Source organism: Actinoplanes xinjiangensis (assembly GCF_003148685.1).
Lineage (GTDB): Bacteria > Actinomycetota > Actinomycetes > Mycobacteriales > Micromonosporaceae > Actinoplanes > Actinoplanes xinjiangensis.
The window spans coordinates 448,606-475,416 of sequence record NZ_QGGR01000004.1; the positions used below are offsets into that span (position 1 = coordinate 448,606).

Annotated in this window: 20 protein-coding genes and 3 pseudogenes; 14 read left to right on the top strand and 9 right to left on the bottom strand. The window is 72.3% G+C overall.

Features of this window, described 5'->3' with window-relative positions; genetic code table 11:
* Position 1: 1 nt before the first annotated feature.
* Positions 2-667 (bottom strand): succinate dehydrogenase cytochrome b subunit, encoded by a 666-nt coding sequence (locus BC793_RS11795; RefSeq protein WP_275416161.1) that lies wholly within the window; start codon positions 665-667, stop codon positions 2-4.
* Positions 668-813: 146 nt separating this feature from the next.
* On the opposite strand from BC793_RS11795, the gene BC793_RS11800 reads away from it, so the two are divergent.
* The 6 genes from BC793_RS11800 (at position 814) to BC793_RS11825 (ending at position 9,045) form a co-directional block, all read left to right on the top strand.
* Positions 814-1,722 carry a LysR family transcriptional regulator gene (locus BC793_RS11800; protein ID WP_109592196.1) on the top strand — a complete coding sequence of 303 codons (909 nt, stop codon included), beginning with the start codon at positions 814-816 and terminating at the stop codon, positions 1,720-1,722.
* Positions 1,723-1,754: 32 nt separating this feature from the next.
* Entirely contained in the window at positions 1,755-2,513 is a 759-nt protein-coding gene (locus BC793_RS11805; RefSeq protein WP_109592198.1) for a class I SAM-dependent methyltransferase, read from the top strand.
* Between the two features lie 95 nt (positions 2,514-2,608).
* Positions 2,609-4,324: a substrate-binding domain-containing protein gene (locus BC793_RS11810; protein WP_109592200.1), complete on the top strand. Its 1,716-nt coding sequence runs from the start codon at positions 2,609-2,611 to the stop codon at positions 4,322-4,324.
* A gap of 178 nt (positions 4,325-4,502) precedes the next feature.
* On the top strand, positions 4,503-5,021 hold the full coding sequence (locus BC793_RS51210; protein WP_239169877.1) for a hypothetical protein: 519 nt from the start codon (positions 4,503-4,505) through the stop codon (positions 5,019-5,021).
* A gap of 97 nt (positions 5,022-5,118) precedes the next feature.
* Positions 5,119-8,529, top strand: coding sequence for an ALF repeat-containing protein (locus BC793_RS52260; protein WP_146246237.1), 3,411 nt, complete (start codon positions 5,119-5,121; stop codon positions 8,527-8,529).
* Between the two features lie 12 nt (positions 8,530-8,541).
* Positions 8,542-9,045, top strand: coding sequence for a hypothetical protein (locus BC793_RS11825; RefSeq protein ID WP_109592204.1), 504 nt, complete (start codon positions 8,542-8,544; stop codon positions 9,043-9,045).
* Between the two features lie 43 nt (positions 9,046-9,088).
* Here BC793_RS11825 and BC793_RS11830 read toward each other — a convergent pair whose 3' ends face one another.
* From BC793_RS11830 to BC793_RS11860, 7 genes are all read right to left on the bottom strand, one after another.
* On the bottom strand, positions 9,089-10,522 hold the full coding sequence (locus BC793_RS11830; protein ID WP_109592206.1) for a phytoene desaturase family protein: 1,434 nt from the start codon (positions 10,520-10,522) through the stop codon (positions 9,089-9,091).
* Positions 10,523-10,905: 383 nt separating this feature from the next.
* Positions 10,906-11,931 carry a glycosyltransferase family 2 protein gene (locus BC793_RS11835; RefSeq protein WP_109592464.1) on the bottom strand — a complete coding sequence of 342 codons (1,026 nt, stop codon included), beginning with the start codon at positions 11,929-11,931 and terminating at the stop codon, positions 10,906-10,908.
* A gap of 47 nt (positions 11,932-11,978) precedes the next feature.
* Positions 11,979-12,731, bottom strand: coding sequence for a carotenoid biosynthesis protein (locus BC793_RS11840; protein ID WP_109592467.1), 753 nt, complete (start codon positions 12,729-12,731; stop codon positions 11,979-11,981).
* Positions 12,728-13,297 carry a GNAT family N-acetyltransferase gene (locus BC793_RS11845; RefSeq protein WP_109592208.1) on the bottom strand — a complete coding sequence of 190 codons (570 nt, stop codon included), beginning with the start codon at positions 13,295-13,297 and terminating at the stop codon, positions 12,728-12,730. Before BC793_RS11845 ends, BC793_RS11840 begins: the two co-directional genes overlap by 4 nt.
* A complete protein-coding gene (locus BC793_RS11850) occupies positions 13,294-13,974 on the bottom strand; it encodes a monooxygenase (RefSeq protein WP_109592210.1) in 681 nt (226 codons plus the stop codon). The genes BC793_RS11845 and BC793_RS11850 overlap by 4 nt, the downstream gene beginning before the upstream one ends.
* A gap of 3 nt (positions 13,975-13,977) precedes the next feature.
* Complete coding sequence (locus BC793_RS11855; RefSeq protein WP_109592212.1) at positions 13,978-14,451, bottom strand: YbaK/EbsC family protein; 474 nt, start codon at positions 14,449-14,451, stop codon at positions 13,978-13,980.
* Between the two features lie 2 nt (positions 14,452-14,453).
* Entirely contained in the window at positions 14,454-15,263 is an 810-nt protein-coding gene (locus BC793_RS11860) for an SDR family NAD(P)-dependent oxidoreductase (RefSeq protein WP_170167226.1), read from the bottom strand.
* Between BC793_RS11860 and BC793_RS48770 the strand changes: the two genes are divergently transcribed.
* The gene (locus tag BC793_RS48770) at positions 15,244-15,507 is read left to right on the top strand and encodes a hypothetical protein (RefSeq protein ID WP_146246238.1); all 264 of its coding nucleotides are present in this window, start codon (positions 15,244-15,246) and stop codon (positions 15,505-15,507) included. The two genes, BC793_RS11860 and BC793_RS48770, sit on opposite strands and share 20 nt — an antisense overlap.
* A 197-nt stretch (positions 15,508-15,704) precedes the next feature.
* Positions 15,705-15,785: pseudogene (locus tag BC793_RS51225) on the top strand (DUF305 domain-containing protein); the annotation flags it as partial.
* Positions 15,786-15,922: 137 nt separating this feature from the next.
* Here the strand turns inward: BC793_RS51225 and BC793_RS11870 are convergent.
* Positions 15,923-16,402, bottom strand: a complete 480-nt coding sequence (locus BC793_RS11870; protein ID WP_109592214.1) for a DUF4396 domain-containing protein — start codon at positions 16,400-16,402, stop codon at positions 15,923-15,925.
* A gap of 821 nt (positions 16,403-17,223) precedes the next feature.
* Here BC793_RS11870 and BC793_RS11875 point away from each other — a divergent pair.
* From BC793_RS11875 to BC793_RS11910, 6 genes and pseudogenes are all read left to right on the top strand, one after another.
* Positions 17,224-17,625, top strand: a complete 402-nt coding sequence (locus tag BC793_RS11875) for an SAV_6107 family HEPN domain-containing protein (RefSeq protein ID WP_109592471.1) — start codon at positions 17,224-17,226, stop codon at positions 17,623-17,625.
* A gap of 1,653 nt (positions 17,626-19,278) precedes the next feature.
* Positions 19,279-19,956 (top strand): annotated as a pseudogene (locus BC793_RS11885) (hypothetical protein); the annotation flags it as partial.
* A 593-nt stretch (positions 19,957-20,549) separates the two neighbouring features.
* Positions 20,550-22,259 (top strand): DNA polymerase Y family protein, encoded by a 1,710-nt coding sequence (locus tag BC793_RS11895; protein WP_109592220.1) that lies wholly within the window; start codon positions 20,550-20,552, stop codon positions 22,257-22,259.
* Positions 22,260-22,270: 11 nt separating this feature from the next.
* A complete protein-coding gene (locus BC793_RS11900) occupies positions 22,271-25,588 on the top strand; it encodes an error-prone DNA polymerase (RefSeq protein WP_109592222.1) in 3,318 nt (1,105 codons plus the stop codon).
* A gap of 63 nt (positions 25,589-25,651) precedes the next feature.
* Positions 25,652-25,999 (top strand): SSI family serine proteinase inhibitor, encoded by a 348-nt coding sequence (locus BC793_RS11905; protein ID WP_109592473.1) that lies wholly within the window; start codon positions 25,652-25,654, stop codon positions 25,997-25,999.
* A gap of 44 nt (positions 26,000-26,043) precedes the next feature.
* Positions 26,044-26,787: pseudogene (locus tag BC793_RS11910) on the top strand (methyltransferase domain-containing protein); the annotation flags it as partial.
* Between the last annotated feature and the right edge of the window lie 24 nt (positions 26,788-26,811).

Consider the following 26,811-nt stretch of genomic DNA (forward strand, 5'->3'; position numbering starts at 1 on the left):
ATCAACCCACCAATCCGGTCATGACCGCGATCGGCACCGAGAGGTACATCGCGACCAGGATCACCGAGAGCGTCAGCGCGATCGCCTTGGCGCGACGCTCGCCCTTGATCGTCTGCTGGCCCATCGTGCGGGCCGCGCTCCAGATGCCGTGCCGCAGGTGGAACCCGACGGCCACGACGGCGAGGACGTAGAAGAGGGTCACGTACCAGCGGTCGGGGGCGAAGCCCTCGACCACCCGGGCGGACGGCACGGAGTCCCCGCCGGCCGGGTTGACCGTGCCGAGGGTCAGATCGAGGATGTGCCAGATCACGAACAGCACGATGATCACGCCACCCCAGCGCATGGTGCGCGCGGCGTAGCTGCCCTGGACCTTGGGCCGGTGGGCGTACTTGACCGGCCGGGCCTTGCGGGCGCGGATGGTCAGCGCGGCGGCCGCCCAGATGTGCAGGCCGATCGCGACCAGCAGGCCGACGCGCTGGATCCAGAGGAACCAGGCGTGCGGCAGCAGGGGCGTGCCGAGCTCCCGCAGCCATTCCGCGTAGTGGTCGAAGTCCGTCTCACCGACAAAGATCTTGAGGTTGCCGGCTGCGTGCGCGAAGAGGAAGAGGACCAGCAGCGCGCCGCTGACCGCCATGATCAATTTGAGTACGACCGACGAGGGCCGCACCGACTTCGACGGCTTGGGGCGTGCCGTCGCACCCGCCGCGTTGGTCGTCTTCGGAATAGGAGTGTCTACCGCCACAACTTGGACGGTAGAAAGTCCCAGTCGATTCGTCTAATGCATGCAGGTGCTCCTCTCCATAGCGATAGGCTATTAAGGTGCAGCTGCAACAACTCAGGTACTTCCTAGCGGTGGCAGAGACGCGACATTTCACCCAAGCAGCGGACGAACTGGGCGTCTCTCAACCCACGTTGAGTAAGCAGATTCACACCCTCGAAACGTCACTCGGCGCGCCGCTGTTCGAGCGCATCCGCGGGGGTGTGACCCTCACGGTAGCGGGCGAGACGCTGCTCCCGCTGGCACAGCGCATGATCGCGGACGCGGACGCCGCCCGGGACGCGGTCGCCGACATCGTCGGGCTCCGGCGGGGCGAGATCCGGCTCGGTGCCACCCCGAGTCTCTGCTCCTCGCTGGTTCCGGCGGTGCTCCGGGCGTACCGGGCGAATCATCCCGGCATCCGGCTGCACGTGACCGAGGGCAGCTCGCAGGACATGATCGCCGACCTGCTCGCGCACACCCTCGACCTGGCCCTGATCGTGCAGCCCGAGCACGGCGTCGATCCGGCCCTGGAGGCCGCCGAACTGCTCCGGGAGAGCCTCGTGGTGGCCTCGGTCGCGACCGGCCCGCCACCGACCGTGGCCCGCCAGCTCGACCTGATCGAGCTGCGGCACACCCCGATGGTGATGTTCCGCGACGGCTACGACATCCGCGACGTCACGTTGCAGGCCTGCGAGCGGGCCGGCTTCACGCCCCGCTTCGCCGTCGAGGGCGGCGAGATGGACGCCGTGCTGGCCTTCGTCGAGGCCGGTCTCGGTGTCGCGCTGGTGCCGAGCATGGTGCTGGCGAACCGGCCGCTGCTGCGGGCCACCCCGCTCGCGCCGCCCGGCATGCAGCGCACCATCGCCCTGGCCCAGCGTCGCGGCGCGATCATGTCGCACGCCGCCGCCGCGCTCCGCGAGGTGATCATCGAGCATTGCGCGGCCACCGTCCACATCGGGTAGTCAAGCGGCTGCGGCGCGTTTAAGCTCCGGATGTGTGGCATGGCGAGTACCGCGATCCCCGGCTGGTCGAGGTCCACGACGCTGAGCACCCCTGGGGCTGGGAGGACGACTTCTTCATGCGGGTCCTCGCCGACCGCATGACACCCCGCGTCCTCGACCTCGGCTGCGGCACCGGCCGGCTGGCGATCGCGATGGCCGCGGCCGGTCACGAGGTGACCGCCGTCGACCCGGCCCGCGCCTGTCTCGACGCCGCCCGCCGCAGAGCCGGCGCCGCCCGGGTCCGCTGGATCGAGGGCTCCTTCGAGACGCTGCCGCCGCGCTCCTTCGACGCCGCCTTCCTGACCGGTCATGTCGCCGAGCTGCTGGTGACCGACGAGGAGTGGTCCGGCGCCCTGCACGCGCTGCGCGACGCGCTGATCGTCGACGGCCGGCTCGTCCTGGACAGCCGGGACCCGGCGGCCCGCCCGTGGCGCCACTGGGACCGGGCCGGTACCGAGCGGCCCATCGTGCTCTCCGACGGGTCGACGGTGGTGGCCTGGACGGAAGGGGTGCCGGCCGCCGACGAGAGCACCGTGTCCGTGGTCCATCACTATCTGTTCCCGGACGGCTTGGAGCTGACCAGCACCGCCGTGCACCGATTCCGCGACGAGGACACGCTGCGTGACTCCCTGCGCGCGGCCGGTTTCCGGGTCGACCAGCTCTACGGGGGCTGGAGCCGGGAGCCGGCCGGCCTCAGCGACGACGGCGAACTGATAGTGATCGCGATCGCTGAGCCTCGGATGTCGCCCTGATGTGCCGCGTTACTTACTGAACCATTGCAGGACATGAATACCGGACTACTATCCGGCAGGCATCGGTACCGACCTCAACGACGGGGCTAGGTGGCATGTCCGACAACGAGTGGCCAAGGCAGTTGCCCGCGCCGGACCACGGCGACTGGAGTGAGGCGCCCCAGAGTCGCGGCCGTGTCCTGCTCGCCGCGGTCCTGGTGATCACGGTCCTGCTCGTCGCCGGCGGCGCCGCCTGGCGGCTCATGAGCAACGGAACGTCCACCCCCGCCGCGCAGACCAGCGCCGCGCCGGTGCCGTCGGCCACCCAGCCCAGCGTCACCCCGTGCCCCGACCCCGAGCTCACCGTCGCCGCGGCCCCGGAGATCGCGCCGCTGATCAGCGAGGCCGCCGCCGAGCTGAAACCGGCCGGGCAGCGCTGCTCGCCGATCGTGGTCCGCGCCGAGGAGCCCGGCGTCACCGTGGACGCCGAGGATCAGCCGGACGTCTGGGTGCCGTCGTCGAGCGTCTGGCTGCGGATCGCCGCCGACCGCAAGCGCACCTTCCAGACCTCCGGCGCGACCCTGGCCTGGTCGCCGATCGTGCTGGCGGCGCCACCGGCGCTCGCCGCGCAGTACGCCGAGGACGGCAGGACCGCCTGGGCCACCCTGACCAAGGCGGTCACCGAGGAGCGGGTGCCGGTCGTCACCATGCCCGATCCGCTGCTCACCACGACCGGCCTGCTCAGCGTTCACGGGGTGCACGCGGCCGCCGCACTGACCACGAAGGACCCCGGCATCGCCCAGCTCCGGGCCCTGACCCTGCGGAGCAGGCTCACCAAGGCGAACGCCGACCCGGCCTCCCTGATCACCCAGATGAGCAGGCTGAGCGACGCCGGTACGGCCGCGTTCGACGTCGGTGTGTTCCCGGTGACCGAGCAGCAGGTCACCGCCTATCAGAAGGCCGGCCCCAAGGTTCCGCTGACGCCCGCGGTGCCGGTCGACGGTCAGGTCGAGGCCGACTACCCGTTCGCGGTCCGCAAGGGCGTCAAGACCCGTGTCGCCGAGCAGCTGCGTGCGGCGATCAGCAAGCCGGCGCTCGCCGAGGCCGGTTTCCGTACCGAACCCACCGCCGGCGGCGCCCGCCTGCCCGAGTCGGCGAAGGCGATGCTCGACCCGGCCCGGCAGTGGGCCGGATTCCAGACCCTGGCGTTCCAGGTGCTGCTGCTGATCGACAACTCCGGCTCGATGAACGAGAAGATCGGTGCCGGACCGGACACCAAGGCGTCGCTGTTGCGGGAGTCCGGCGCCACCGCGGCCGAGCTGTTCAACGAACAGACCACGATCGGTATGTGGTACTTCGGTGCTGCCAGGGCGACCGATCCGGCGCACACCGAGGTGGTTCCGTTCGGCCCGATCACCGCGGCGGCCGGTGGGAAGCCCCGGCGCGAGGCACTGGCCGAGCAGATCACCGCCTACCGCCCGCAGGCCGGCGCCGGGACGCCGCTCTACCAGAGCGTCCTCGACGGTGTCGACGCCATGCGCGGGCAGGCCCAGGCCGGCCGGCCCGCGGTGGTCGTGGTGCTCACCGACGGCGCCGACGGCGGCACCCGGTTCTCGATGAGTAACCAGGAGTTCCTGAAGCGGCTCGGCGAGGCGCGTGACCCGGCCCGGCCGGTTCCGGTGATCGCGGTCGGCTACGGCCCGGACGCCAACATGAAGGCGTTGCAGGACATGGCGAAGGCCACCGGTGGCCAGGCGATCGCCGCCCGCAACCCGGCCGACCTCGCCTCCGCGATGGCCAAGGCCTTCCTGGCCGTCCGTTCGACATCCTGAAATCCGGGCGGAACTCTGCGTCACCAGGTGGTTGCTTTTCCCGGAGAGGGCCAGCAGGATATCGAAGGATCTCATTCTGTCCGCTGCCGCTCGGTGGGCGGCGGGCGACCGCGCCCGATCGTGCCGGTGAGCGCCGATGGCCGGTTCTCCGGTGGCGGGCGTTCACATCACGGGGAGCATGATGCGGAAACTGACCATGACGGCGGCTCTGATCGCCGCCGGTGCGACCATTCTGGGTGGGGCGGCCGCCGCGCTGGCCGAGGCCGCCGCCGACGAATCGCCCCAGGCACTCGTCGAGGACTACACCTATCCCGGCGCGGCTCAGGTGGAGGCCGACCGGGGGATCAAGCTGATCAAGGGTGACGGCAACATCATGCTGGCCGACTGCGGCGCGGATCCGAACCTGCCGCCGGCCGACGTCATCCTGGTGCAGACCACGGCGGTCGGCTCGCCCGACAAGACCAACCACTGCTTCAAGGCGACCGGGGCGTCGGGTGTCCTGTCGATGGAGATCGGCGAGGTCTACTTCATCCGTGGCGAGGCGGGCCGGACGGTCGGCGCCAAGGTGGAGACCCAGGACGCGACCCCGGTCGTCGAGACCGAGCGGGTCGATCCGGGCGAATGGCAGCCGATCGGGGTCGGGCAGGGCCGCGGTGACGGCACCCTGCTGGAACTGCGCTATCCGTACGTGAGCTGACGCGCTCCCGCCCGCCGCGTACCGCTGTCGCGGCGGGCGGCGGAGCCCGGCCCAAAACATCTAAATATGGAGATACATCAAACGGGGGAGAGATGTAGTGAGACCGATCCGTGCGATGGCCGTCACGGCCGCCGCCCTGGCTGTCAGCGCGATGTTCGTCGCGCCCGCTTCAGCCGCCGCACCGACCACCGAGGACCGCGCGCGCTGCGTCGATCTGCTGCTGACCGGGGGCCCCGCGGTCTCCCGAGCTGCCGGAGCAGCCCTGAGCGGCACCGATGACGAGCTCGCGGCGTTCCTGGCCACCGGCTATGCCCAGGCCAAGGCATGGGACGACCAGGTGGAGGTGGAACGGCTCCGCACGGCCGGCGGCCCGGTCACGCGCCGGGCCGCGCAGGTGGCGATCGACACCTCACCCGCCGCCGTCCAGGCCTTCCTCGACAGCGGCTACGAGGAGCCGCTGCAACGGGACCTCCGGGTCCGCGTCGCCCAGCTCAAGAGCGTGGGTGGCGCCGAGGTGCAGCGAGCCGCCGACACCGCCCTCAACGGCAGCGCCGATCAGTTGCTCGGGTTCGTCTCCGTCGGCTGGGACCACGCGCAGAACGTCGACAACCGGGTCCGGATCGCGCAGATCCTCGACAAGGGCGGTCCGGAGGTGAAGGCCGCCGCACAGGGTGCGCTCAACAACACCGTGGAGGAGCAGCGGGAGTTCCTGATCTACGGCCAGGACGTGGCCCGCGCCCGCGACGAGGAGATCAGCACCCTGACCGAACTGGTCGGCCAGGCGCGAGAAGCGGGAGACATGGCCCGCCAGGAGACCGAGGCGGCCAAGATCGCCACGGACCGGGCCATCGAGGCGGCGCGGCTCGCCAAGGCGGCGGCGGCCAAGGCTGCCGCCGAGACCGCCGCCGCCAAGGATTCCGCGACCAGGGCCGCCGACGCGGCCGGCCGGGCGGCGGACTCGGCACAGCGTGCCGCGGAGGCCGCCCGGACCGCGGTCGGCGCCTCCAGCGCCGCGATGAACTCCGCACGGCTCGCCTCGCGGGCCGCCTCGCGCGCCGCCGCGGCTGCCGCGGCCGCCGGTAGGGAGGCGGGCCGGGCGTACCACGCGGCCGCGGCCGCCGCCGGCAACGCCACCAAGGCCGAGGACGCCCGCCGTGCCGCGGGTGTGGCCCGGGCCGCCGCCGAGGACGCGGACTGGGCCGCCCAGGCCAGCCTGCGCGCCGGGGACGCCGCCATCGAGGCGAGCAGCGCCGCCGCCTCCGCCGCGGCCGCCGGGCTGAACGCCGCCGACGCCGCCGACGCCGTCGCCAACGCCGCCGCACAGTCGAACGTGGCAGCCGGCGAGGCGGCGCGGGCACGGGCCGCCGCCGCGGACGCACGCCGTCACGCGGCCGCCGCGGTCCGGGCCGCGGCCGTCGCCCAGCGGCACGCCGCGGCCTCCGGCGCCGCCGCACGGGAGTCGTACACGGCCGCCATCAACGCCGCCGCCCACGCCCGGGCGGCCGCCGCAGCCGCCGAGGACGCCGCTGATCACGCCAGCGATGCCGCCGGTGCGGCGGCCCGCGCGACCGCGGCCGCGAACGCGGCCACCGTCGCGGCGAACGCGGCCACCACGGCCGCGGACAAGGCGGCCACGGTGGAACAGGCCGCCCGCACGGCGGACACCGAACGGCTGGACCTCTTCAGACAGGAGCGCATCGCGGAGGCCACCGCCGCACGCCAGAAGGAGAACGAGGCGCTCACCGCCGCCCTCGTGGACGCCACCGAGACGACCCGTCTCGACACCGAGACCCGGCGATGGCTGGCCGAGGCGAGCGCTGCCGGCGCCGGCGCGGAAACCGTCCTCAGCAGTGGCCGCAAAGCCGCGGTCCGGCTGGTCGAGCGAGGCGGCAACTGGACCAGGACCGCCGCCGTCACCGCACTCACCGGCGGCGTGGACGAGGTCCGTGCCTTCGTCACCGGCGGGTTGCGGACCGCCGCGCTGGAGGACGACCGCGATCGGGTGCTCGACATCACCGCCACCACCGGCAAGGACGCCCAACGTGCCGCCGGGCAGGCGGTGCTGACCAGGTCGCACACCGAGATCGAGGAGTGGCTGCGGACCCGCACCTACCCCGGCAAGGCCACCGACGACCGGCTCACCATCGCCGCTCTGGTCAGCAGCGGAGGCACGGCCACCAAGGCCGCCGCCACCGCCGCGCTGAACGGCACCGAAGCCGCCCGCCAGGCGTTCCTGACCACCGGCCGGTACGAGGCGGAGGACAAGGACAACCGGGTCAGGATCGCGCAGATCATGTCCACCGGTGGCCCCGAGGTGAAGGCCGCCGGTGAGATCGCCCTCTCCGGCCCGCGCATCGAGGTCCTGGACTTCCTCAAGCGGGGCCAATACCTGGCGGCCCGGCGCGACGCCGAGACCGCGACCCACGTCTCCCGGGTCACCGCGATGGTCCAGGAGGCCGCGACGACCGCGGCGAACGCCCGGACCGACGCCGCCAAGGCCCAGAAGCTCGCCGCCGAAGCCCGTAAGGCCGCCGCGGACGCCGCCAAGTACGCGCAGGAGGCGGCCAACTCGGCGAACCAGGCCGCCGCCTATGCGGCACAGGCCCAGCAGTCGGCGAAGGCGGCGGCCGTCTCCGCTGCCAAGGCGGCGCAGGCGGCGCAGACCGCCCGCAACGCGGCCGCCACCGCCCGGTCCGCCGCCGCGTCGGCGACCCGGTCGGCGACCCAGGCGCAGCGGGCCGCCGACTCGGCGAAGGCAGCCGCCGGCAGCGCCTACGCCTACATGCGCAAGGCGTACGAGTCGGCGCGAGCCGCCGGCCGGAGCGCCGCCGAGGCGCAGACCGACGCCGACGCGGCGATGGCGTACGCGATCGACCTGCACCGGCGGGAGGATGCCGAGGAGCCGCCGAACCTTCTCGACCCCCCGCCGAACGGCATGCCGCCGATCCGGCTGACCAACGCGAAGAACAACATGCTCGCCTCAGCCGCTCTGGCCCTGTGGGGAGGCCAATGTTTCGCCGGCACCAAGCAGATGATCTGTGTCAACGTCGGCACACCCGACGGCAAGACGATGACCATCGGCGACTTCATGCTCTACCCCCGCGACCGGAACGCCCTGGAGTCCGAACTGCGGGGTGAAGCCGACATCCGCGCCGGTCTCCGGTCGGACGGCATCCGGTCCGACATCTACGGACCCGATCTTCTGGAGCACGAGAGCAACCACTCCGACCAGTGGGCGCTGCGCCCGGACACGGCGTCGTTCCTGATCGGCTACTACTCGCAGGTCGCCTACTCGCAGTGGAAGACCGGCACCTACGGTGACGCGAACTTCTTCGAGATCGAGGCGAACCCGTACAAGGGCGGCTATTGGAAGGTCGCCCAGGGGCAGCGGCCGCCGCCGTTCAACGTGCGGGAACCGGTGGACGTGCTGGCGGTGCAACAGCGGATCCTCGACGAGATGTGGCGTCAGCTCACCAAACCGAAGTGCTACATGTCGCTGTGGTGCTGAGAGACTCGACAGATGTCACGAAGGATCAGATGGGCCGCGGGTGCGACGGCCGTCCTGGGGCTCCTGCCCGGGCTGGCCGCCTGCACCCCCGGCCCCTGGCCGATGATCGCGGTCCGGTCCGTCGGCGGTGATCCGGTGGTCCTGTTGGCGGGCTGCGACGATTTCCAGATCGACCGCATCTCCGTCTATCCGACGAGTCCGGACCCGACCGAGTCGACGGACGGCCCGAGACGGCGCATCGAGCGGACCGGCACGGTGGTGCCCGACAGCATGCCGCTGTTCGGGCCGCCGCCGGCCGGGTGGACGGTCACCGACGACGGGCTGACCGAGCCGGCGCCCGGCGGGCTCTACGGTCTCGGGGCGGCCTCCGGAACCGACGACGCGGTGCCGGTCAACTTCACCGTCGAGGACCTGGCGCCGCTCGGCCCCGACGAGGTCCTGGTCGGCAGAAGCGGAAGCAGGCAGGAGAAGGTGACCGAGCAGGAGTTCCGCCGGCGGGCCGGGCAGTCCTGTTAGGCCTGTTCCGTAGGGGCAGACCAGCCGCCCCTGCGAAACAGGCCTAGGCGGGCCCGATCGCGTCGGCCACGATCCGGGCGGACAGGGTCACCATCGGTAGCCCGCCGCCCGGATGCACCGACCCGCCGACCAGGAACAAACCGTCCACCGGGCCGCGGTTGCCGGGTCGCAGTAGACCACCCGCGGTGCCGTAGATCGTCCCGCCCGGCGCCCCCGCGGACTCGGCGAGATCCGCCGGCGTCCGGGTCTCCACGAAGTCCAGCCGGTCCCGCACGTCCACGCCACGCCGGGCCAGCACGTCCAGGACATGCCCGGCGTACGCGTCCGCCAGCCCCGGCCGCCGCCAGTCCACAGCGGACACCGCGGTGCCGTGGCGGGGCGCGTTGACCAGTACGAACCACGCCTCCCGTCCCGCCGGGCGCACCGCCGGATCCACCGCCCGGGTGACGAACACCGCCGGGTCGTCCACCGGCCGGGCCCGCCGCCCCGGCGCCGGGAAGATCGCGTCGAACTCCCCGTCGTAGCGGTGCGGGAAGAAGACCGTGTGATGGGCCAGTTCCGGGGTGTCCCCGCGCACCCCGAGCAGCAGCACGAACCCGCCGAGGCTCCGGTCGGCGAGCCCGGCCAGCCGGCCCGGGGTCGGCAGCAGATCCCGGTAGAGCGTGACCGCGTCCACGTCGGACACCACCACGTCGGCGCGCACGAAACGGCCCGACCGCAGGCTCACCCCGCGGACCGCGGCATCGGCCTCGATCGCGGCCACCTCGGAACCCAGCTCCAGGCGTACCCCCAGATCGTCACATCGCGCGCGCAGCGCCGCGGCCAGCGTGCCCAGGCCGCCCGGCAGATACCAGCCACCGTAGGTCAGCTCCGCGTAGGGGATCGCGGCGAGCGCCGCCGGCGCGTGCCGCGGATCGGTGCCGGTGTAGGTCGCGTAGCGATCCAGCAGCATCCGCAACCGTCGATCCCGCAGGTAGCGCCGGCCCAGCCCGCGCAACGACCGTCCCGGCGCGATCGCCGCGAGATCACCCACCCGCCAGGAGAGCCGCGCCAGCGACGCGGCGGACACCGGCCGCTGGAGCACCGACTCCCACGAGGCCTCCCAGATCCGCGCCGCCCGCCGCCAGAACCGGTCCCAGTCCCGCGCCGCGCCGTCACCGAGCGCGGCCGCGATCCGCTCCAGGAACACCGCATGATCCGGCGACGAGTCGAGCACCACCCCGTCCGGGAAGACGTGCCGCACCACCGGATCCAGCGGCTCCGGCCGCAGGTCCAGCCCCAGATCGTCGAAGACCTGCGGCAGCGTGAGCAGACTCGGCCCGGTGTCGAAGCGGTAGCCGTCCCGCTCGTACACCGCCAGCTTCCCACCGGGCGCCGCGGCCCGCTCGTGCACCGTCACCCGGTGCCCGGCCGCCGCCAGCCGCACAGCGGCGGCGAGACCACCGACCCCGGCCCCGATCACCACGATCTCGCTCACCGCTACCCCCTTCTAAAGGCCCACCCATGTCGTACGGCCAGACCGCCCCCGCCGAACCGTCCCCGTCCCGTAGCTCCCGCGCGAGCGATGCGCGCCTCCCGGCCCTGCCGCGACCGCCGGGCCGGTTGCCCCCTCACCGGCTGGTCCCCACCGCTGTCTCAACCCTCCCGAAACAGCGGTGGAAGCCAGCCGGTTCTCTCGGGCTGGTCCCCACCGTTGTCTCGGGCCTTCCGAGACAGCGGTGGGAGCCAGCTGGTTCTTGCGGGCTGGTCGTCACCGTTGTCTCGGGCCTTCTGAGACAGCGGTGGGAGCCAGCTGGTTTTTCGGGCTGGTCGTCACCGTTGTCTCGGGGCGGTTGAGACAGCGGTGGGGGCCAGCCGGGGTTAGAGGGCGCGTCCACGCCACGCCAAGCGGCCGGTGCGTCGCATGTGGAACGAGCGGGCCACCAGCCAGGCGAACAGGACCACCGAGAGCGGGTGGGCGAACGCGTCCACGAGACGGCCGCCGGTGGCGGCGGCGCTGACCAGACGGCCGGTCACACCGAGCAGATATGCGGCGGCGACGGCCGGCAGGGAACCCGCCAGGAACGGAACCGGGACGGCGTACAGCAAAAGGAGAAGGACCACGACGGCGGCCGCGCCGGACGCCGAGCCGAAGGACGCCCACAGCGATTTGCCGTAGCCGTTCGCCAGTTCGTGCCAGGTGGCGTACATGTGGCAGGTGGCCAGGCGGGAGCCGTCGGCGAGGGCGATCCGCCCGCCCGAGCGCTTCACCGCGCGGGCCAGGCCGATGTCCTCGAGGATGTCGTCGCGGACGGCGGCGTGGCCGCCGGCCCGGTGATATCCGGCCCGGTCCAGGACCAGCCATTGGCCGCCGGCGGCGGCGAGCGACGGGCGCGGGGAGCGTTCCATGACACGCAACGGCAGGAAGGTGAGCCAGGACCATTGCAGCAGCGGCTGGACGAGCCGGCCGGCACCGATGATCTTCGGGTACGGGGAGAGCAACGTCACCCCGGTCTCCCGAAGAAGCCGGACCGCCCCGGCGATCGCGTCCGGTGCCAGGACCACGTCCGCGTCGACGAAGATCAGCACGTCGGCGTCCCCGGCGTCGTCGGCCAGTTGCCGGCACGCGTTCGGTTTGCCCAGCCAGCCGTCGGGCAGCGGGCCGCCGGTGAGCAGCCGCACCCGCGGGTCGTCGCCGGCGACCGCCCGGACCACCCCGGCGGTGCCGTCGGTGGACCCGTCGTCGAGGACGTGAACGGTCAGGTTCGGCACACCGCGCTGGACGAGCAGCGCCTCCAGACAGGGCGTGACCCGGCCGGCCTCGTCCCGCAGCGGCAGCAGAACGGCCACCCGTTCGCCGGTGGTGGCGTCACGGCGGGGCCTGCGCAGCAACAGTGCGTTGACCATCGTGTGCGCGGTGAGCAGCAGCAACGGTGCCAGCACGAACCAGGTGATCACGTGGCCCGGCGTTTCAGCAACGGCAGGACGGCCAATCCCATCAGGACGCCACCCCACGCGGCCGAGGCGGGCAGGTCCAGGAAGACGGCGTGGGCGAGGATCGAGGAGAAGTACGTCCACAGCCAGAGCGCCAGCATCGGCACGTCCTCGGGCTCCGGGGCCGACGCGGAGTGCCCGGCCGCGGCCGACAGCACGGTCATCAGCAGGACGGCGAACCCGAGCCAGCCCAGATAGTTGCCGACCGGGATCCCCGGCACCCCGGGCAGCGCCGGAACCGGATCGTGCCAGCGCCAGTATCCCTCGGCGACCATCTGCGGATCGAGGAACAGGTCCCACGCGGCCAGCCCACCGGCCGCCACCGCGATCCGGGCCACCCGGCCGCGGGCCACCCGCAGCGCCGCGAGCCACGCCGGCCAGGCCATCCACGTCCAGGCCAGCGGAATGATCAGCGGCACGCCCAGCACTTTCGGCCCGAGCTGACCCGAGTAGTCGTAGGTCCCGAACGGGAACCCGGTCGCCACCCCGACCGCCTCGACCGCGAAGCCGCCGAGCATCGCCGCACCCACCAGCGCCGCGGCCGCCCGGCCACCACGGAACCACCACGCGTGCGCCACCGACAGCACGACACCGATCAGCACGGTCGCCACGGTCAGGGCGGCACGTGTCCCGCCACCGGTCAGCGGATAGCAGATCTGGGCCAGGATCAGGGCGCCCAACAGCGTCCAGGAAACCGTGCGCAACGCCGTCAGCCGCCGACGATTCCCTCGGCCGGCCGCTCCACCAGCGGCAGCTCCCGCCCGAGGATCGCGAACGCCCGTTCGTCGCCCGGGAACAGGAAGTCCCGCAGCACGTCGGAGAAACCGAACCGCCGATACAGCCGCCACGCCCGGGACGCCTCCTCGTCGGCCTCCGGAGTGGACAGCAGCACCCGTTGGCCGTCGGCCATCGCCAGCAACGCCCGCAACTGGCGCGCCCCCACCCCGTGGCCCTGCGCCACCGGGCGTACGTGCAGCTCGACGACCTCGAAACAGTTCGACAGCCAGTACCGGCGGGACGGCTCGTCGAGGGCGGCCCGCACCTGGTCGTGCCACCACTGACCGGCGGCGGAGGTGTAGCCGTACCCGAAACCGGCGAGCCGGCCCTCCGCGGTCAGTGTCGCCACCGCCCGGAACCCCGGCCGGCGCACGTGCGAGCCGATGTAGCCGCGGCGCGTCTGCAACAGCTCCTTGCGATACCCCATCGCCTCGCCGTAGACGGTCACCACATCGTCGAGCCGGCGCAGCAGGTCGTCCGGCTGCCAAGCTACGAGCCTCATCGCTCCGTCAGCTCCTTGTCGATCCAGCCCAGCACCGTACGGTCGCCGGTGAGGTCACGCACCGCGAAACGGGCGAAAAGCTCCTCCGCGTACCAGCCGTCGGTGGGCGTACGGGCGATCACCGCGCGGTGCTCCGGCTGACGGTACGCGAACGCGGTCAGATCTGCCGTGCTGCGCCACACGCTTACCGTGCCCTGCCAGCCGATCGGCGCCTCACCCAGCCCGAACCGGGCCAGCAGACCCGGCGCGTCCGCCACCTCCCGGGCGACCGCCGGGACCGCCCGCCAGAACCGCAGCGCACGGGTCGGCCGCAGCCGGGCCCGGGTCAGGGCCACCACCATGCCGTCCGTCTTGCGGCCGGTCGGGCGGAACGGGCTGCGACCCGACCACTCACCCCGGCTCACCAGCGGTTCCAGATCGACGCGGGCCTGCTCCTCGGCTATCGCGTCCCACTGCGGGAACCGGACCGGCGCGTCGCTGACGGTGATGGCCGCCCAGCGGGTCAGGTCCGTGTCGCCCGGACCGAACGTGGCGCCGGTACCCGTACCGAGGAATTTGCCGAACCTGACCGCGGAGAGGTGCCTCCGGGCGAAGGCCATGCGCAGCATGGCGGCACCGACCGCCCGGCGCGGAACCCGCCAGACGTGCAGACTGACATGATCATCGCCCGGGCTCATCGATCAGGCGACCCGCGCGGGGGCGCCGCCGGTGACGCGGATCAGCTCCGCATAGGTCGTGGCGAACACGGACCGGGGTACGCCACCCGCCGCCCACACCACCGGGAACCGTTCCAGCTCGACGTCCACCAGGGTTCGCACCGGCTTCGGATGACCCAGCGGGGCGACCCCGCCGATCGCCTGGCCGGTGTGCTGCCGGACGAACTCCGGCGTCGCCCGCCGCAGCTTGCCGACGCCCAGCTCGGCGGCCACCTTCGCGGTGTCCACCCGGTGCGCACCCGAGGTCAGGACCAGCAGCGGCTCACCGTCGGCGTCGAAGATCAGCGAGTTGGCGATCTGCCCGACCTCGATCTCCAGTGCGGCGGCCGCCGCGGCGGCGGTGCTCACCGCCTCGTCCAGGATGACGATCTCGGTGTTCTCGGCCCCGGCCGCCTTCAGGGCATCGCGGACTGCGGTCACGTTCGGATGGTTGTCCATTCTTACTTGTTTACCGCCTCGGCACTGGCCTCCCACAACCGCCCGGCCAGTGCGGCGTCCCGGGCGTGTGCCGCCGGGCGGGTCAGCGTGTGACCCACGTAGTAACCACCGCTCACCAGCTCGGTCTCCGGCGCCGTGGCCAGCCACACCAGCAGCTCACCGGCCTTCTCCGGGGTGACCAGGAACGGCGCGTACCGGTAGAACAGCCGGACGGTCCGGCCCGCGCCGAAGTTCGTCCGCACCACACCCGGGTGGAACGAGACGCTGAACACATCCGGCCAGCGGCGGGCCGCCTCCGCGGCGAACAGGATGTTCGCGGACTTGCCCGCCCCATACGCCTGCCAGGGGTTGTAGCTCTCCGGATCACCGGCCGGCCGGTCCGGGTCGGGACGGCCCCGCATGTGCGCACGGGACGCCGTGTTCACCACCCGGCCGCCCCGCAGTCGCTCCCGCAACAGGCTGGTGAGCAGGAACGGGGCCAGATGATTGCCCTGGAACGTCGCCTCGAACCCGTCGGCCGTCCGCCGGAAGTCGTTGATCATGCCGCCGGCATTGTTCGCCAGCACGTCGATGGCCGGGAACCCGGCCAGCAGATCTCCGGCGAGCGCCCGGACCTCGTCGAGGCGCTCGAAATCGGCGCGGAAATGCGGTGGCTCCGTGCCGCCGGCCGCCGCCCGCACCTGCGCCACGGCGTCGGCCAGACGTCGCGGGTCACGGCCCACCAGGACCACCTCGTCGCCGCGTGCCGCGAACTGCTTCGCGGCGGCCAGCCCTACACCCGAGCTGCCGCCGGTGACCACGATCGTCGCCATCCCGCCATCGTATTCACCATCGTGCGGATCCGCCCGGGGTGATGGCACGCTCGGCCACGGGCGGGTCCCGGTGGGTGCGCATCCGGAGGAGCGTGAACCCGGTGGCGGGCGCGGCGCGGCGTGGACCGTCTGCCTGGCGGTGCTCGTCGCGCTGACGGCTGCGGTGCTGCAGTCGGCCTGGCTGCTGCGCCGGCGGGCCGGCCGATCGGTATCCGCCGGGAAGGAAAGGTTTCCATCCCGATGACCCGTACGCTGCTGCGCCGTGCCCTCCCGGCCGGTGCCCTGCTGTTGACCCTCGCCGTGGCCGCCTGTGGTGGCGGTCATTCCACCGGCCACTCCAGCGCCGAGATCACCACCTCCGCCTCCCCGAGAGCCGTGTTCAACGACGCCGATGTGGCGTTCGCCGAACACATGAGCGTCCACCACCAGCAGGCGGTCGTGATGTCGGCCCTGGCCGGCGAACGCGCCGCCGACCCCCGGGTGAAGGAACTGGCGGCCACCATCGAAGCCGCACAGTCCCCGGAGATCGCCACCATGACCGCCTGGCTCTCCGCGTGGGGCCGTTCACCGGGCCCCCACCGGCGACGGTCACGGCGCGGCCGGAAGCTTCCGGCCGCGCCGCGTCCGCCGCCTCGTGTCCGCCGGCGGGCGTGGAATCGTCAGTGGTTGTGCTGCTGGTGGCCGTGGTGGTGCTGGTGCATCACCGCGTGGCCCTTGCCGCGGGTGATGAGCCACTTGTTGACCGGCACCGTCAGCACGAATGCCACCGCCAGGGCGAAGGCGAGCGAGAGCCAGAACAGCCAGTTGGCCAGGCCCGCCTCCATCGCGCCGGGGACCGCGAGCATGACCGTGTTGTCGATGATCTCCATGACGGCGATCGACACCGTGTCGGCGGCGAGCGCCACCTTCAGCGCGTCACGGACGTCCATGCCGGAGCTCAGCAGCGGGCGCATGGTCAGCGCATAGCCGAAGACGAACGCCAGCCCGATCGCGAGGGCCACGGTGGGGGCCGCGGTCCAGCCCAGTGCGGTGCCGATCATCATGCCGAGCACCTCGCCGATGGCGCAGCCGGTGAGGCAGTGCAGTGTCGCCTGTGCTGCCATCCGCCACGAGGTGGATCCATGTCTGCTCGAGGTCATGAGCTTCTCCCTTCCACTCCGCTGGAAATATACCCCCTGGGGGTATGCGAGGGAAGGGTGCCCGCCTCCGGATCCCTGTGACGCGCGCCGCCGTACGTCTTCGATCATCCGTTCGAAAAACCTGGTGGCGTGGCGCGTTGAAGGTTGCGTTTTTGTCGTAGGGGGGTGTTAGTCTTTCGGTAGTTAGAACGGATGTTCGAAAGGGTGTTCGTTCGGCTCCGGGAGCGTGTTTCGCGGCTCGCCTCCCGGGTGCGGCGCCCGCGAAGCGCTGCACACATGGTCCGGGCATTCGCGGGTCCGGGCCTCGTTCAAGGCAGGCCGTCGCTCGCTGCCCCCGACCCCCGGTGGCGGGCGACGGACCCGCCGGCGGTGCCGGCCGGGTGTGGTGTGGGGAAGCTTCACACCTGGCCGGCTTGCCGTCGGGCGGTCCCCGTGGCCGCCCACCGGGGCTCCGGCCGCCCGTTGGAGCCCCGGTCTCCGGCTTCGGCCGGTCACGGCATGCTGCGTCTTCCTCCGCAGCGATCGGTTCGACCCACCAACGTCGGATGCGGAACGAGCGAGGAGAAACGACGATGGCGAGCACCAAGGCCCCGGACCTCATGGCGGCTCCCGGTCCGGCGCACAACAGCCCGGCCCGGCCGGCCCCCCAGCCTCCTGCAGACCGTGCGGCTCAGCAGGTCCCCAGGCCTCGCTACGACCATGCGCCCCAAAGGGATCACATGGCTCAGGCGCCCACCGTCCCAGCCCAGCCCGGCCCGGCGAAGATCGGCTCGGCCACGGGTGCGGCCTCTCGGTCCGAGGCGCCCACGGTTCCGGCGCACATGCTGCCCCATCGCACTCCCGCCCAGCTGCTGGCGATCGCGCATGAGGGCTTGACCGAGGCGGCGAAGACCGGTCCGGACGGGTTGCGCTACGCGACGGCTCACCTGGCCGCCCTGCGCGCGGCCGCGGCTCTGATCGCCGCGCGTGCCCGCCCTTCCGCACCCAGCCGCCGGGCCCGTGCGACCAGTGCCTGGTCCTTGCTGGTCCTGGTGGCGCCCGAGTTCAGCGACTGGGCCGGCTATTTCGCTCTGGGCGCGAGCAAGCGCGCAGCCGCCGAAGCCGGCATCCCGCACGTGGTCAGCGCTCGTGAGGCCGACGACCTGCTACGGGCGGCCGAGCAGTTCGTCACCGTGGCCGAGTCCTCCCTGGGCTTCACCTACCAGCCTCCACTGGCCGCATGACCACCCCCGCCGCTTCGGCCGACCCCTTGCCTTCCCCGGCGGCCGATTACCCGCGCCTTTCCTTCCACCGCATGCCCCAGCCTCTTCCCGGCACCCGTACGCTCCGGGCCCTTCCCCCGGTGACATGCCTCAGGCCTTCCCGGCGATGGCGCGTTCTGGGCCGTTCCCGCAGCCGCGTCCTCCGGGCCTTTGCCGCGGTCGTATGCCCGAGGCCTTCCCGGCGGTCGCGGCCTTCGTTGCTTGCCGGCAGTCGCGTGCCCCGGGTCTTCCCTCCGGTCGTATTTCCTGGGTTCTCGCCGCGGTTGCATGTCCCGGGCCCTTCCCCGTGGCCGCATATTCCGAGTCTTAGCGGTGCCACATGACCTGGACTCTTCCCCACGCCCCACACGAGGGCTCTGCCTGATCACGTGCTCAGGGGCGATTCTCGGCCGGCGTCTTCCGCCAGGTCGTGAGTGTCGCTGGACATGACGATGACGGCGATGCCCGCCTTCGTGCGGTGTCCTCCGGCGAGATTCGTGCTTCGTTGCCTCCCGGTCGGGCCTGGGCCTTCGGTTCGGGCCGGGCCTGGGCTTTCGGTTCGGGTCGGGCTGGGCTTTCGGTTCGGATCGGACTGAGCCGGGCCTTCGGTTCGGATTGCCGGTGGTAAGGACTGTCGGCCTTCGGCTGAGGCGTCGGCTTTCTTCGGGGAGACGGGCGGCGTGGGGCCGTGTTGGTGCTGGTGAGGGTTTGTCTACGTGACCGGGGTTGCCGTCCGGGGGCGCTTGACGGGGAAGCGACAGAGCGAGGCATAACGTGGCTGGGCGCATGATCAGTGGTGCGAATGCTCTTGCGGGGCTGGTCCGGACGGCTACCGGAACCGGCGAGGCGGACGTGGACCGGATGCTGCCGGTGGCGGCTGAGCTGGGCGGGTTGCTGCCGGGCCGCGCGCTGCGCCGGGGCAGCACCGTCGCTGTCGCCAACGCGCAGATCCTGCCGGCCGGTGTGGGTAGGCCGTCGCGGGTTGCATCCGGCCGGAGTTCCGGCGCAGTGACCTCGGCCCTCAGGCCAGGCGTCTCTGCCGACCGCGGCATCTCGTCAGCCGGCCCAGGCGTGTCGGCCAGTCGAGGCCGAGTGTCCGCCGCTACCCCGGATCCGTCTGCTGGACCGGAAATGCCGCCTGCCACACCGGCCCTACCCGTTACGTCGGGATTGGCTGGTGAGCGCGCATCCGGAATGCCTGGACCACACAACGTGAGTCCACCCAATGGCGTTCGGTATGACGGCGTCGGCAGACACGAAAGTGCGCTGCTTGGCGGTGCCATCCTGCCGAGCGGTGGCCAGCCGAGCGGCGGTCTGCCTGGTGGTGGTCTGCCTTCGGCCGAGCGGCGGTTCGCCGAGCACGGCGTGAACGGTGCTGGTCTGCCTGGCGGTGCTGGTCTGTCTGGCGGTGCCGGTCCACGCGGTGCCGGCCTGCCAAGCGGTGCTGGTCTGTCTGGCGGTGCCGGTCTACCAGGTGGCTCCGGTGGGGCGGACTTGTCTGACGGGGCAGGGTCGGCAGGCGGGGCAGGTCTGCCTGGCCCATCTGAATCGGATCGTGGCGATGAGCCTGCTGAGGGGGCTGGACCGGCAGGTGGTCCGGCGTCCGGGAGGGCTTGGTCGGCCGGTGGGGCTGAGGTGGCGGGAGGAGCCGGGCCGGCGGCGGTGAGGGCTGGACTGTCGGCTGTTGCGGGATCGGGTGCCGGGCGCGGGCTGTCGGTGGTGGGCGGCGGGCCGGGCGGCTCTGGTTCGGCTGCGTCTAGGGCTGGGGTTTCGGCTGGTGGAGGGACCTCGCTGATGCTGGCGCTGCTCTCCGCCGCGTCGCGGAACGGGGCCTGGTGTGCGGTTGTCGGGATGCCTGCTCTGGGGGCTGTCGCCGCTGCCGAGAGTGGCATCGTGCTGGAGCGGCTTGCGCTCGTTCCGGATCCGGGGCCGGACTGGCCCACTGTGGTGGCTGCGCTGATCGACGGTGTGGATGTGGTGGTCACGGCTGTTCCCGGGCAGGTGTCGCCGTCCGTCATCAGCCGGCTGGCGGCTCGGGCCCGGCAGCGGGGGAGTCTGCTGGTGCCGTTCGGGGACTGGGCCGGTGCGGATGTGCAACTGCGTGTCGGTGAAGGGCACTGGGAGGGGCTCGGCTTCGGACGGGGGCGGTTGCGCCGTCGGGAAGTCACCGTCGTGGCCGATGGGCGGGGTGCGGCAGCGCGGCCACGGCAGATCACCATGTGGATGCCGGGTGTCTCGGTTCGTTCCGCCGGCATTCCGCCGATCCCGTCGGGGGCCAGCCACGGTCCGGCGCCGGTCCGGCCACGGTCCGGCGGCGTCGGCGCTCCCGCGTTGGTGAGGCCCCGATCGTCAGCCGACGCGACGATGCCCGCGGAAGCAGAAGCAGAAGCAGAAACCGAAGTTGTAGCTACAGCGAAAGCCGTAGCGGAAGCAGAAACCGAAGCGGAAGCAGAAACCGAAGCCGGAGCCGGAGCCGGAGCTGCAGCCGGAGCCGGAGCCGGAGCTGCAGCCGGAGCCGGAGCCGGAGTTGCAGCAGAAGCCGCAGCCGGAGCCGGAGCCGGAGCTGCAGCAGAAGCCGCAGCCGGAGCCGGAGCCGGAGCTGCAGCAGAAGCCGCAGCCGAAGTCGTTGTCGAAGCTCAGGGTCAGGGCCTGTCCATCTGCCCGTCACCGGTGAGGCGAGGGTGACGCGATGCGGTCGGCGTGCGGGTTGAGGGCGGTCGACGCGTGTGGGGAGGCCTCGCCGGAGGTGACGGCGATGCGGTCGGTGTGCGGGTTGTGGGCGGTCCCCGTGTGGGGGAGGGCCCCGCGGAGATGCCGGTGATGCGGTGGGTGTGTGGGGTGGGTTCCACGAGGGAGGAGGACCGCGGCAGAGGTGGCGAGGGGCCGGTTGCGGGGGAGGGGACGTAGTGGAGGCGGGGGTTCGCACGTTGCTGGTCTGGTGTCCGGACTGGCCGGTCGTCGCTGCGGAGATCGTGTCGGGTGTGGTGGCCTCGGAACCGGTTGCGGTGTTCTCCGGGAATCGGGTTCTGGCCTGTTCCGAGGCGGCGCGGCGGGAAGGGGTCCGGCGTGGGATCCGGCGGCGGGAGGCGCAGGGGCGCTGTCCGCAGCTGGTGGTGGTGGAGCACGACCCGGGGCGGGACGCTCGGGCGTTCGAGCCGGTGGTCGCGGCCGTCGAGGAGGTGGTGGCGGGGGTCGAGGTGCTGCGGCCGGGGGTGTGTGCGGCGGCGGTGCGGGGGCCGGCGCGGTATTTCGGTGGGGAGGAGGCCGCGGCGGAGCGGGTCGTCGAGCAGGTGGCCCTGGCGTGTGCGGTGGAGAGCCAGATCGGGATCGCGGACGGAGTGTTCGCGGCCGGGATCGCGGCGCGCACCGGGCGGGTCGTGGAGGCGGGGGGCAGCCGGGCGTTTCTGTCACCCGTACCCGTTGATGCTCTTGAGGAACCTGAGCTGACGGACCTGCTGAAACGTCTCGGGGTGGTGACTCTCGGGGATTTCGCGGCGTTGCCGCCGGGGGATGTGCTGACCCGGTTCGGGTTCGAGGGGGCGCTGGCGCACCGGCTCGCGTCGGGTGGGGACGTCCGGCCGCTCGCGGTGCGTAGGCCACCGCCGGATCTGGCGGTCGAGGAGACCTACGACGAGACGCTGGACCGGGTGGACGTGGCCGCGTTCGCGGGGCGGGTGCTGGCCGAACGGCTGCACGAGCGGCTCGCCGCGCACGGGCTGGCGTGCACCCGGCTCGGGATCGAGGCGGTCACCGCGGACGGGCAGGAACTGGTGCGGGTGTGGCGGCACGACGGGATGCTGACGTCCGCGGCCATCGCCGAGCGGGTGCGCTGGCAGCTGGACGGATGGCTGACCGGGGCCCGGCGGGGCCGGCAGACCGCGCCGACGTCGGGGCTGGTGCGGCTGCGGCTGGCGCCGGACGGGGTGCTCGCCCATGTCGGGCTGCAACCGGGGCTGTGGGGCGAGACCGGTGCGGGGCGCGACCGTGCGCACCGGGCGTTCAGCCGGGTGCAGGGCCTGCTCGGGCCGGGTTCGGTGCTGACCGCGGTGCTCGGTGGCGGGCGGTCGCCGGACGATCAGGTGCGGCTGGTGCCGTGGGGTGACGAGCGGGAGCCGGAGCGGCCCGCCGCGGAGCAGACCGAACCGATCCCGGGCGTCGACACGGTGCCGCTGCTGGGCCAGGGCGCGGTGAGCGAAATGAGCGAAGGGCCGGCGGAGAGAAGCGGTTTCACCATGATCGAGGTGGGACGCAAGAAGCGCCGCGGCAGAGCGGCACGCCCCACACCGCTGCCACCGTGGCCGGGACGGCTGCCGCGGCCCGCACCCGCGGTGGTGCTGGCGCATCCGCTGCCCGCCGCGGTGTACGACGAGGTCGGCGACCCGGTCGGGGTGAGTGCCCGCCTGGAGCTGACCGGCGTCCCCGCCACCTTGCGGATCGACCGCCGTCAGCCGGTGGCGATCACCGGCTGGGCCGGTCCGTGGCCGGTGGACGAGCGCTGGTGGGCGCCCGCCGAGGCGCGCCGCCGGGCCCGGTTCCAGATGTTGCTGGAGGACGGCCGGGCGCTGTTGCTGTCCCTGGCCGGTGGTCACTGGCTGGTGGAGGCGATCTATGACTGAGGGACACGGCGATGGGCTTCAATAATCCGGATGTTCCCTGGTCACAGTTGGAGGGTGCACTCTCCGGGCGGACCGTGGTGGACCCGCTGGCGGTCGACGGTGACGGCGGGGACTCGCCGGCCTGGACCCGGAAGCGGGAGCCGTACCGGGCCGCGCCGGACCTGGTCCGGGCGGAGAGCCGGACGGCGTACGCCGAGTTGCACTGCCACACCAACTTCAGCTTCCTGGACGGGGCGAGTCATCCGGAGGAACTGGCCGAGGAGGCGGCGCGACTGGGCCTGACCGGGCTGGCGGTGACCGATCACGACGGCCTGTACGGGGTGGTCCGGTTCTCGCAGGCGGCCCGGGAGCTGCGACTGCCGACGATCTTCGGGGCCGAGTTGTCGCTGGGCCTGACCCGTCCGCGCAGTGGCGAGCCGGACCCGGAGGGCCCGCACCTGCTGGCGCTGGCGCACGGCCACGAGGGGTACGCCCGGCTGGCCCGGGTGATCTCCGAGGCGCAGTTGCGGGGCGGGGAGAAGGGCCGCCCCGACTACGGGAGCCTGGAGGAGACGGCCGAGCTGCTGCGTGATCACGTCCTGGTGCTGACCGGCTGCCGGAAGGGGGCGGTCCCGTCGGCCCTGGCCACCGGCGGTATTCCGGAGGCCGCCTACGAGCTGGATCGTCTGGTGGCGAACTTCGGCGCCCCGAACGTGGCCGTCGAACTGACCGATCACGGTGACCCGTACGACGGCGATCGTAACGACGTCCTGTTCGATCTGGCCCGCAGCCGTGGCCTGGAGGTGGTGGCCACCAACAACGTGCACTACGCGGCCCCGTCCCGCCGCCGGCTGGCGACCGCCCTGGCCGCGGTCCGGGCCCGCCGGAGCCTGGACGAGATGGACGGCTGGCTGCCCGCGGCCGGCGCCGCCCACCTGCGCAGCGGTGACGAGATGGCCCGCCGGTTCGCCGACTATCCGGGTGCGGTGGAGAACGCCGCGATGTTCGGCGGCGACCTCGCCTTCAGCCTGGACCTGGTGGCGCCGCGGCTGCCGGACTATCCGGTGCCGCCCGGTCACACCGAGATGAGCTGGCTGCGGGAGCTGACGATGCGGGGCGCCGCGGTGCGGTACCGGGACGACCCGAAGGCCTACGGGCAGCTCGAGTACGAACTCCGGATGATCGAGGAACTGGGCTTCCCCGGCTATTTCCTGGTGGTGTACGACATCGTCCAGTTCTGCCGGGACAACGACATCTACTGCCAGGGGCGGGGCTCGGCTGCCAACTCCGCTGTCTGCTTCGCGCTGTTCATCACGAATGTCGATGCGGTGAAGCACCGGCTGCTCTTCGAGCGGTTCCTCACCGCGGAGCGGGACGGCCCGCCGGACATCGACGTGGACATCGAATCCGATCGGCGCGAGGAGGTGATCCAGCACGTCTACCGCAAGTACGGCCGGGAACACACCGCCCAGGTCGCGAACGTCATCTCCTATCGCCCCAGGTCGGCGGTGCGGGACATGGCGCGGGCGTTCGGCTTCTCACCGGGCCAGCAGGACGCCTGGAGCAAACAGATCGACCGCTGGGGCGACGTCGTCGAAGCCGAGGACATCCCGGACAGCGTCCGCCTGGCCGCCAACGACGTGCAGAACTTCCCCCGCCACCTGGGCATCCACTCCGGCGGCATGGTCATCTGCGACCGCCCGATCATCGAGGTCTGCCCGGTCGAGTGGGGCCGGATGCCGGGCCGCACCGTGCTCCAGTGGGACAAGGACGACTGCGCCGCCGTCGACCTGGTCAAGTTCGACCTGCTCGGGCTGGGCATGCTGTCGGCGCTGCACTACGCCTACGACATGATCGACGACGAGCTGGACATCGGGACGATGCCGCTGGACGACCCCGAGGTCTACGCGATGCTGTGCCGGGCCGACTCGGTCGGGGTGTTCCAGGTGGAGAGCCGCGCCCAGATGGCCACGCTGCCCCGCCTCAAACCCCGCGAGTTCTACGACCTGGTCATCGAGGTGGCGCTGATCCGGCCGGGGCCGATCCAGGGCGGTTCGGTCCACCCGTACATCCGGCGCAAGAACGGTCTGGAGAAACCGGATGTGCCGCATCCGCTGATGGCCAACGCCCTGGCCAAGACGCTGGGGGTGCCGCTCTTCCAGGAGCAGCTGATGCAGCTGGCGATCGACGTCGCCGGCTTCGACCCGGCGGAGGCCGACCAGCTGCGGCGCGCCATGGGCGCGAAACGTTCCATGGAGCGGATGGAGAGGATCAAAACGCGACTGTACGAGGGGATGGCGGCCAACGGGATCACCGGCGCGCTCGCCGACGACCTGTTCGTGAAGCTCTCCGCGTTCGCCAGTTACGGCTTTCCGGAGAGCCATGCCATGAGCTTCGCGTACCTGGTCTACGCGAGCGCCTGGCTCAAGCGCTATCACCCGGCGGCGTTCTGTGCGGCGCTGCTCAACGCCCAGCCGATGGGCTTCTACTCGCCACAGACGCTTGTCGACGACGCGCGCCGGCACGGCGTCGAGGTACGGCGGCCGGACATCAACCGCAGCGACGCGGCGGCCACGCTGGAGACGACACCGGCGAGCCGGCACCGCAGCGAACCCGGCGAGCCGCCGCACGCATGGGGGCTGGGCGGTCCGGCGGTCCGGCAGGGGCTCTCCCGTATCCGTACGATCGGCGCCGACCTCGCCGAGCGGATCGAGCGGGAACGGCGTACCCATGGTCCTTATCGGTCGATGACGGATCTCGCACGGCGTACCGGATGCTCTGCCGGACATCTGGAGGCCCTCGCCACCGCCGATGCCTTCGCGAGTTTCGGGCTGTCGCGCCGGGAGGCGCTCTGGGCCGCGGGGGCGGCCGCCCAGGACAAACCGGACCGCCTTCCGGGGACGGTGACCGGCGTCGAGGCGCCGACCCTGCCCGGCATGAGCGATGTGGACGTGCTGGTCGCGGACGTGTGGGCGACGGGTCTGTCGCCGGAGACGCATCCGGCGCGGTTCCTGCGCGAGGAGCTGGACCGGGCCGGGGCGCTGCCGATCGAGAGGCTGGCCGAGGTGGAGGGCGGCACCCGGGTGCGGGTCGGCGGGATCGTCACCCACCGGCAGCGGCCGGCGACGGCGGGCGGCGTGACCTTCGTCAACCTGGAGGACGAGACCGGGATGTTGAACGTGACCTGTTCGCCCGGGCTGTGGCTGCGCTACCGGCGGGTGGCGCGGACCAGCGCGGCGCTGCTGGTGCGCGGGCGGCTGGAGAAGGTGGAGGGGGTGCTCAACCTGGTCGCGGACCGCCTCGACGCGGTGTCCCCGCCGGTCGCCTCCACATCTCGCGATTTCCGATGATTTGCACCTTTGGCGGTGTACGGTGCAGTCGAAGTCATCCGGGGGTGCATCATGATCCGTACGATGATCGGTCTTGCCACGGCGTTCGCCGTGCTCGCTGGACCGACCGGACCGGCAGCGGCCGCCGGTCCGTCGAAACTCACACTCGCCTACGAGGCCAAGTCGGTGCAGCTCACCTGCGGCCCCGCCGGCGGCGGCCACCCGCAGGCCGACCAGGCCTGCGCCACCCTGCGCGGCATCGGCGGCAACCCGGCGAAGCTCAAGGGCGGCGACTCGCTCTGCATGCTGCTCTACCAACCGGTCACGGCCAGCGTGAAAGGCACCTGGCGCGGCAAGGTGGTGAAGTGGCGGCAGACCTTCGGCAACAGCTGCGAGATGACCCGCGCCACCGGTGTCCTCTTCGACTTTTAGGTGGACGTCGCCGATAGGCTGCTCGCGTGGAGAAACTTGCTCGCGTGGACACTTCTGCGCGTACCGGCCGCCCGCACGTCACGGCCCGCACCGCCGCCGTCTGGGCCGTGCTCCGTCGTGAGCTCGACCGGCAGGCCGGCCGCGAGCTGACGGTGCTCGACGTCGGCGGCGGGACCGGCGGGTTCGCCGTGCCGCTCGCCGAGGCCGGCCACACCGTCACCGTGATCGACGCCAGCCCCGACGCGCTCGCCGCGCTCACCCGCCGCGCCGCCGACGCCGGTGTCGCCGACCGGGTCCGGGCCGTGCAGGGCGACGGCGACGCGCTCGCCTCCCTCGTCGAGCCGGGCAGCGCCGACCTCATCCTCTGCCACTCGGTCCTGGAGATCGTCGACGACCCGACCGGCGTGGTCGCCGCGATCGCCACCGCGCTCCGGCCGGGCGGCGCGGTCAGCATCCTGGTCGCGGGCCGGGCCGCGGCGATCCTCGGCCGCGCCGTCAACGGTCACCTCAAGGCGGCGTCCGCGCTGGTCACCGACCCGGCCGGCCGGGCCGGGCCGCGCGACACGCTGCTTCGCCGCTACGACGCGGCGGGCGCCACCGACCTGCTCACCACCGCGGGGCTCACCGTCGAGGACACCCAGGGGGTACGCGTGGTGGCCGACCTCCTGCCCGCCGCCGTGCTCGAGGAGGACCCGCAGGCTGTCCTGGATCTGGAGCTGGCGCTGAGCAACCGTGCGCCGTTCCGGGACGTCGCGTCCCAGCTGCACCTGTTCGCCCGCCGCCCGGCCGCCGCACCCACCGGCGCCGCCGAG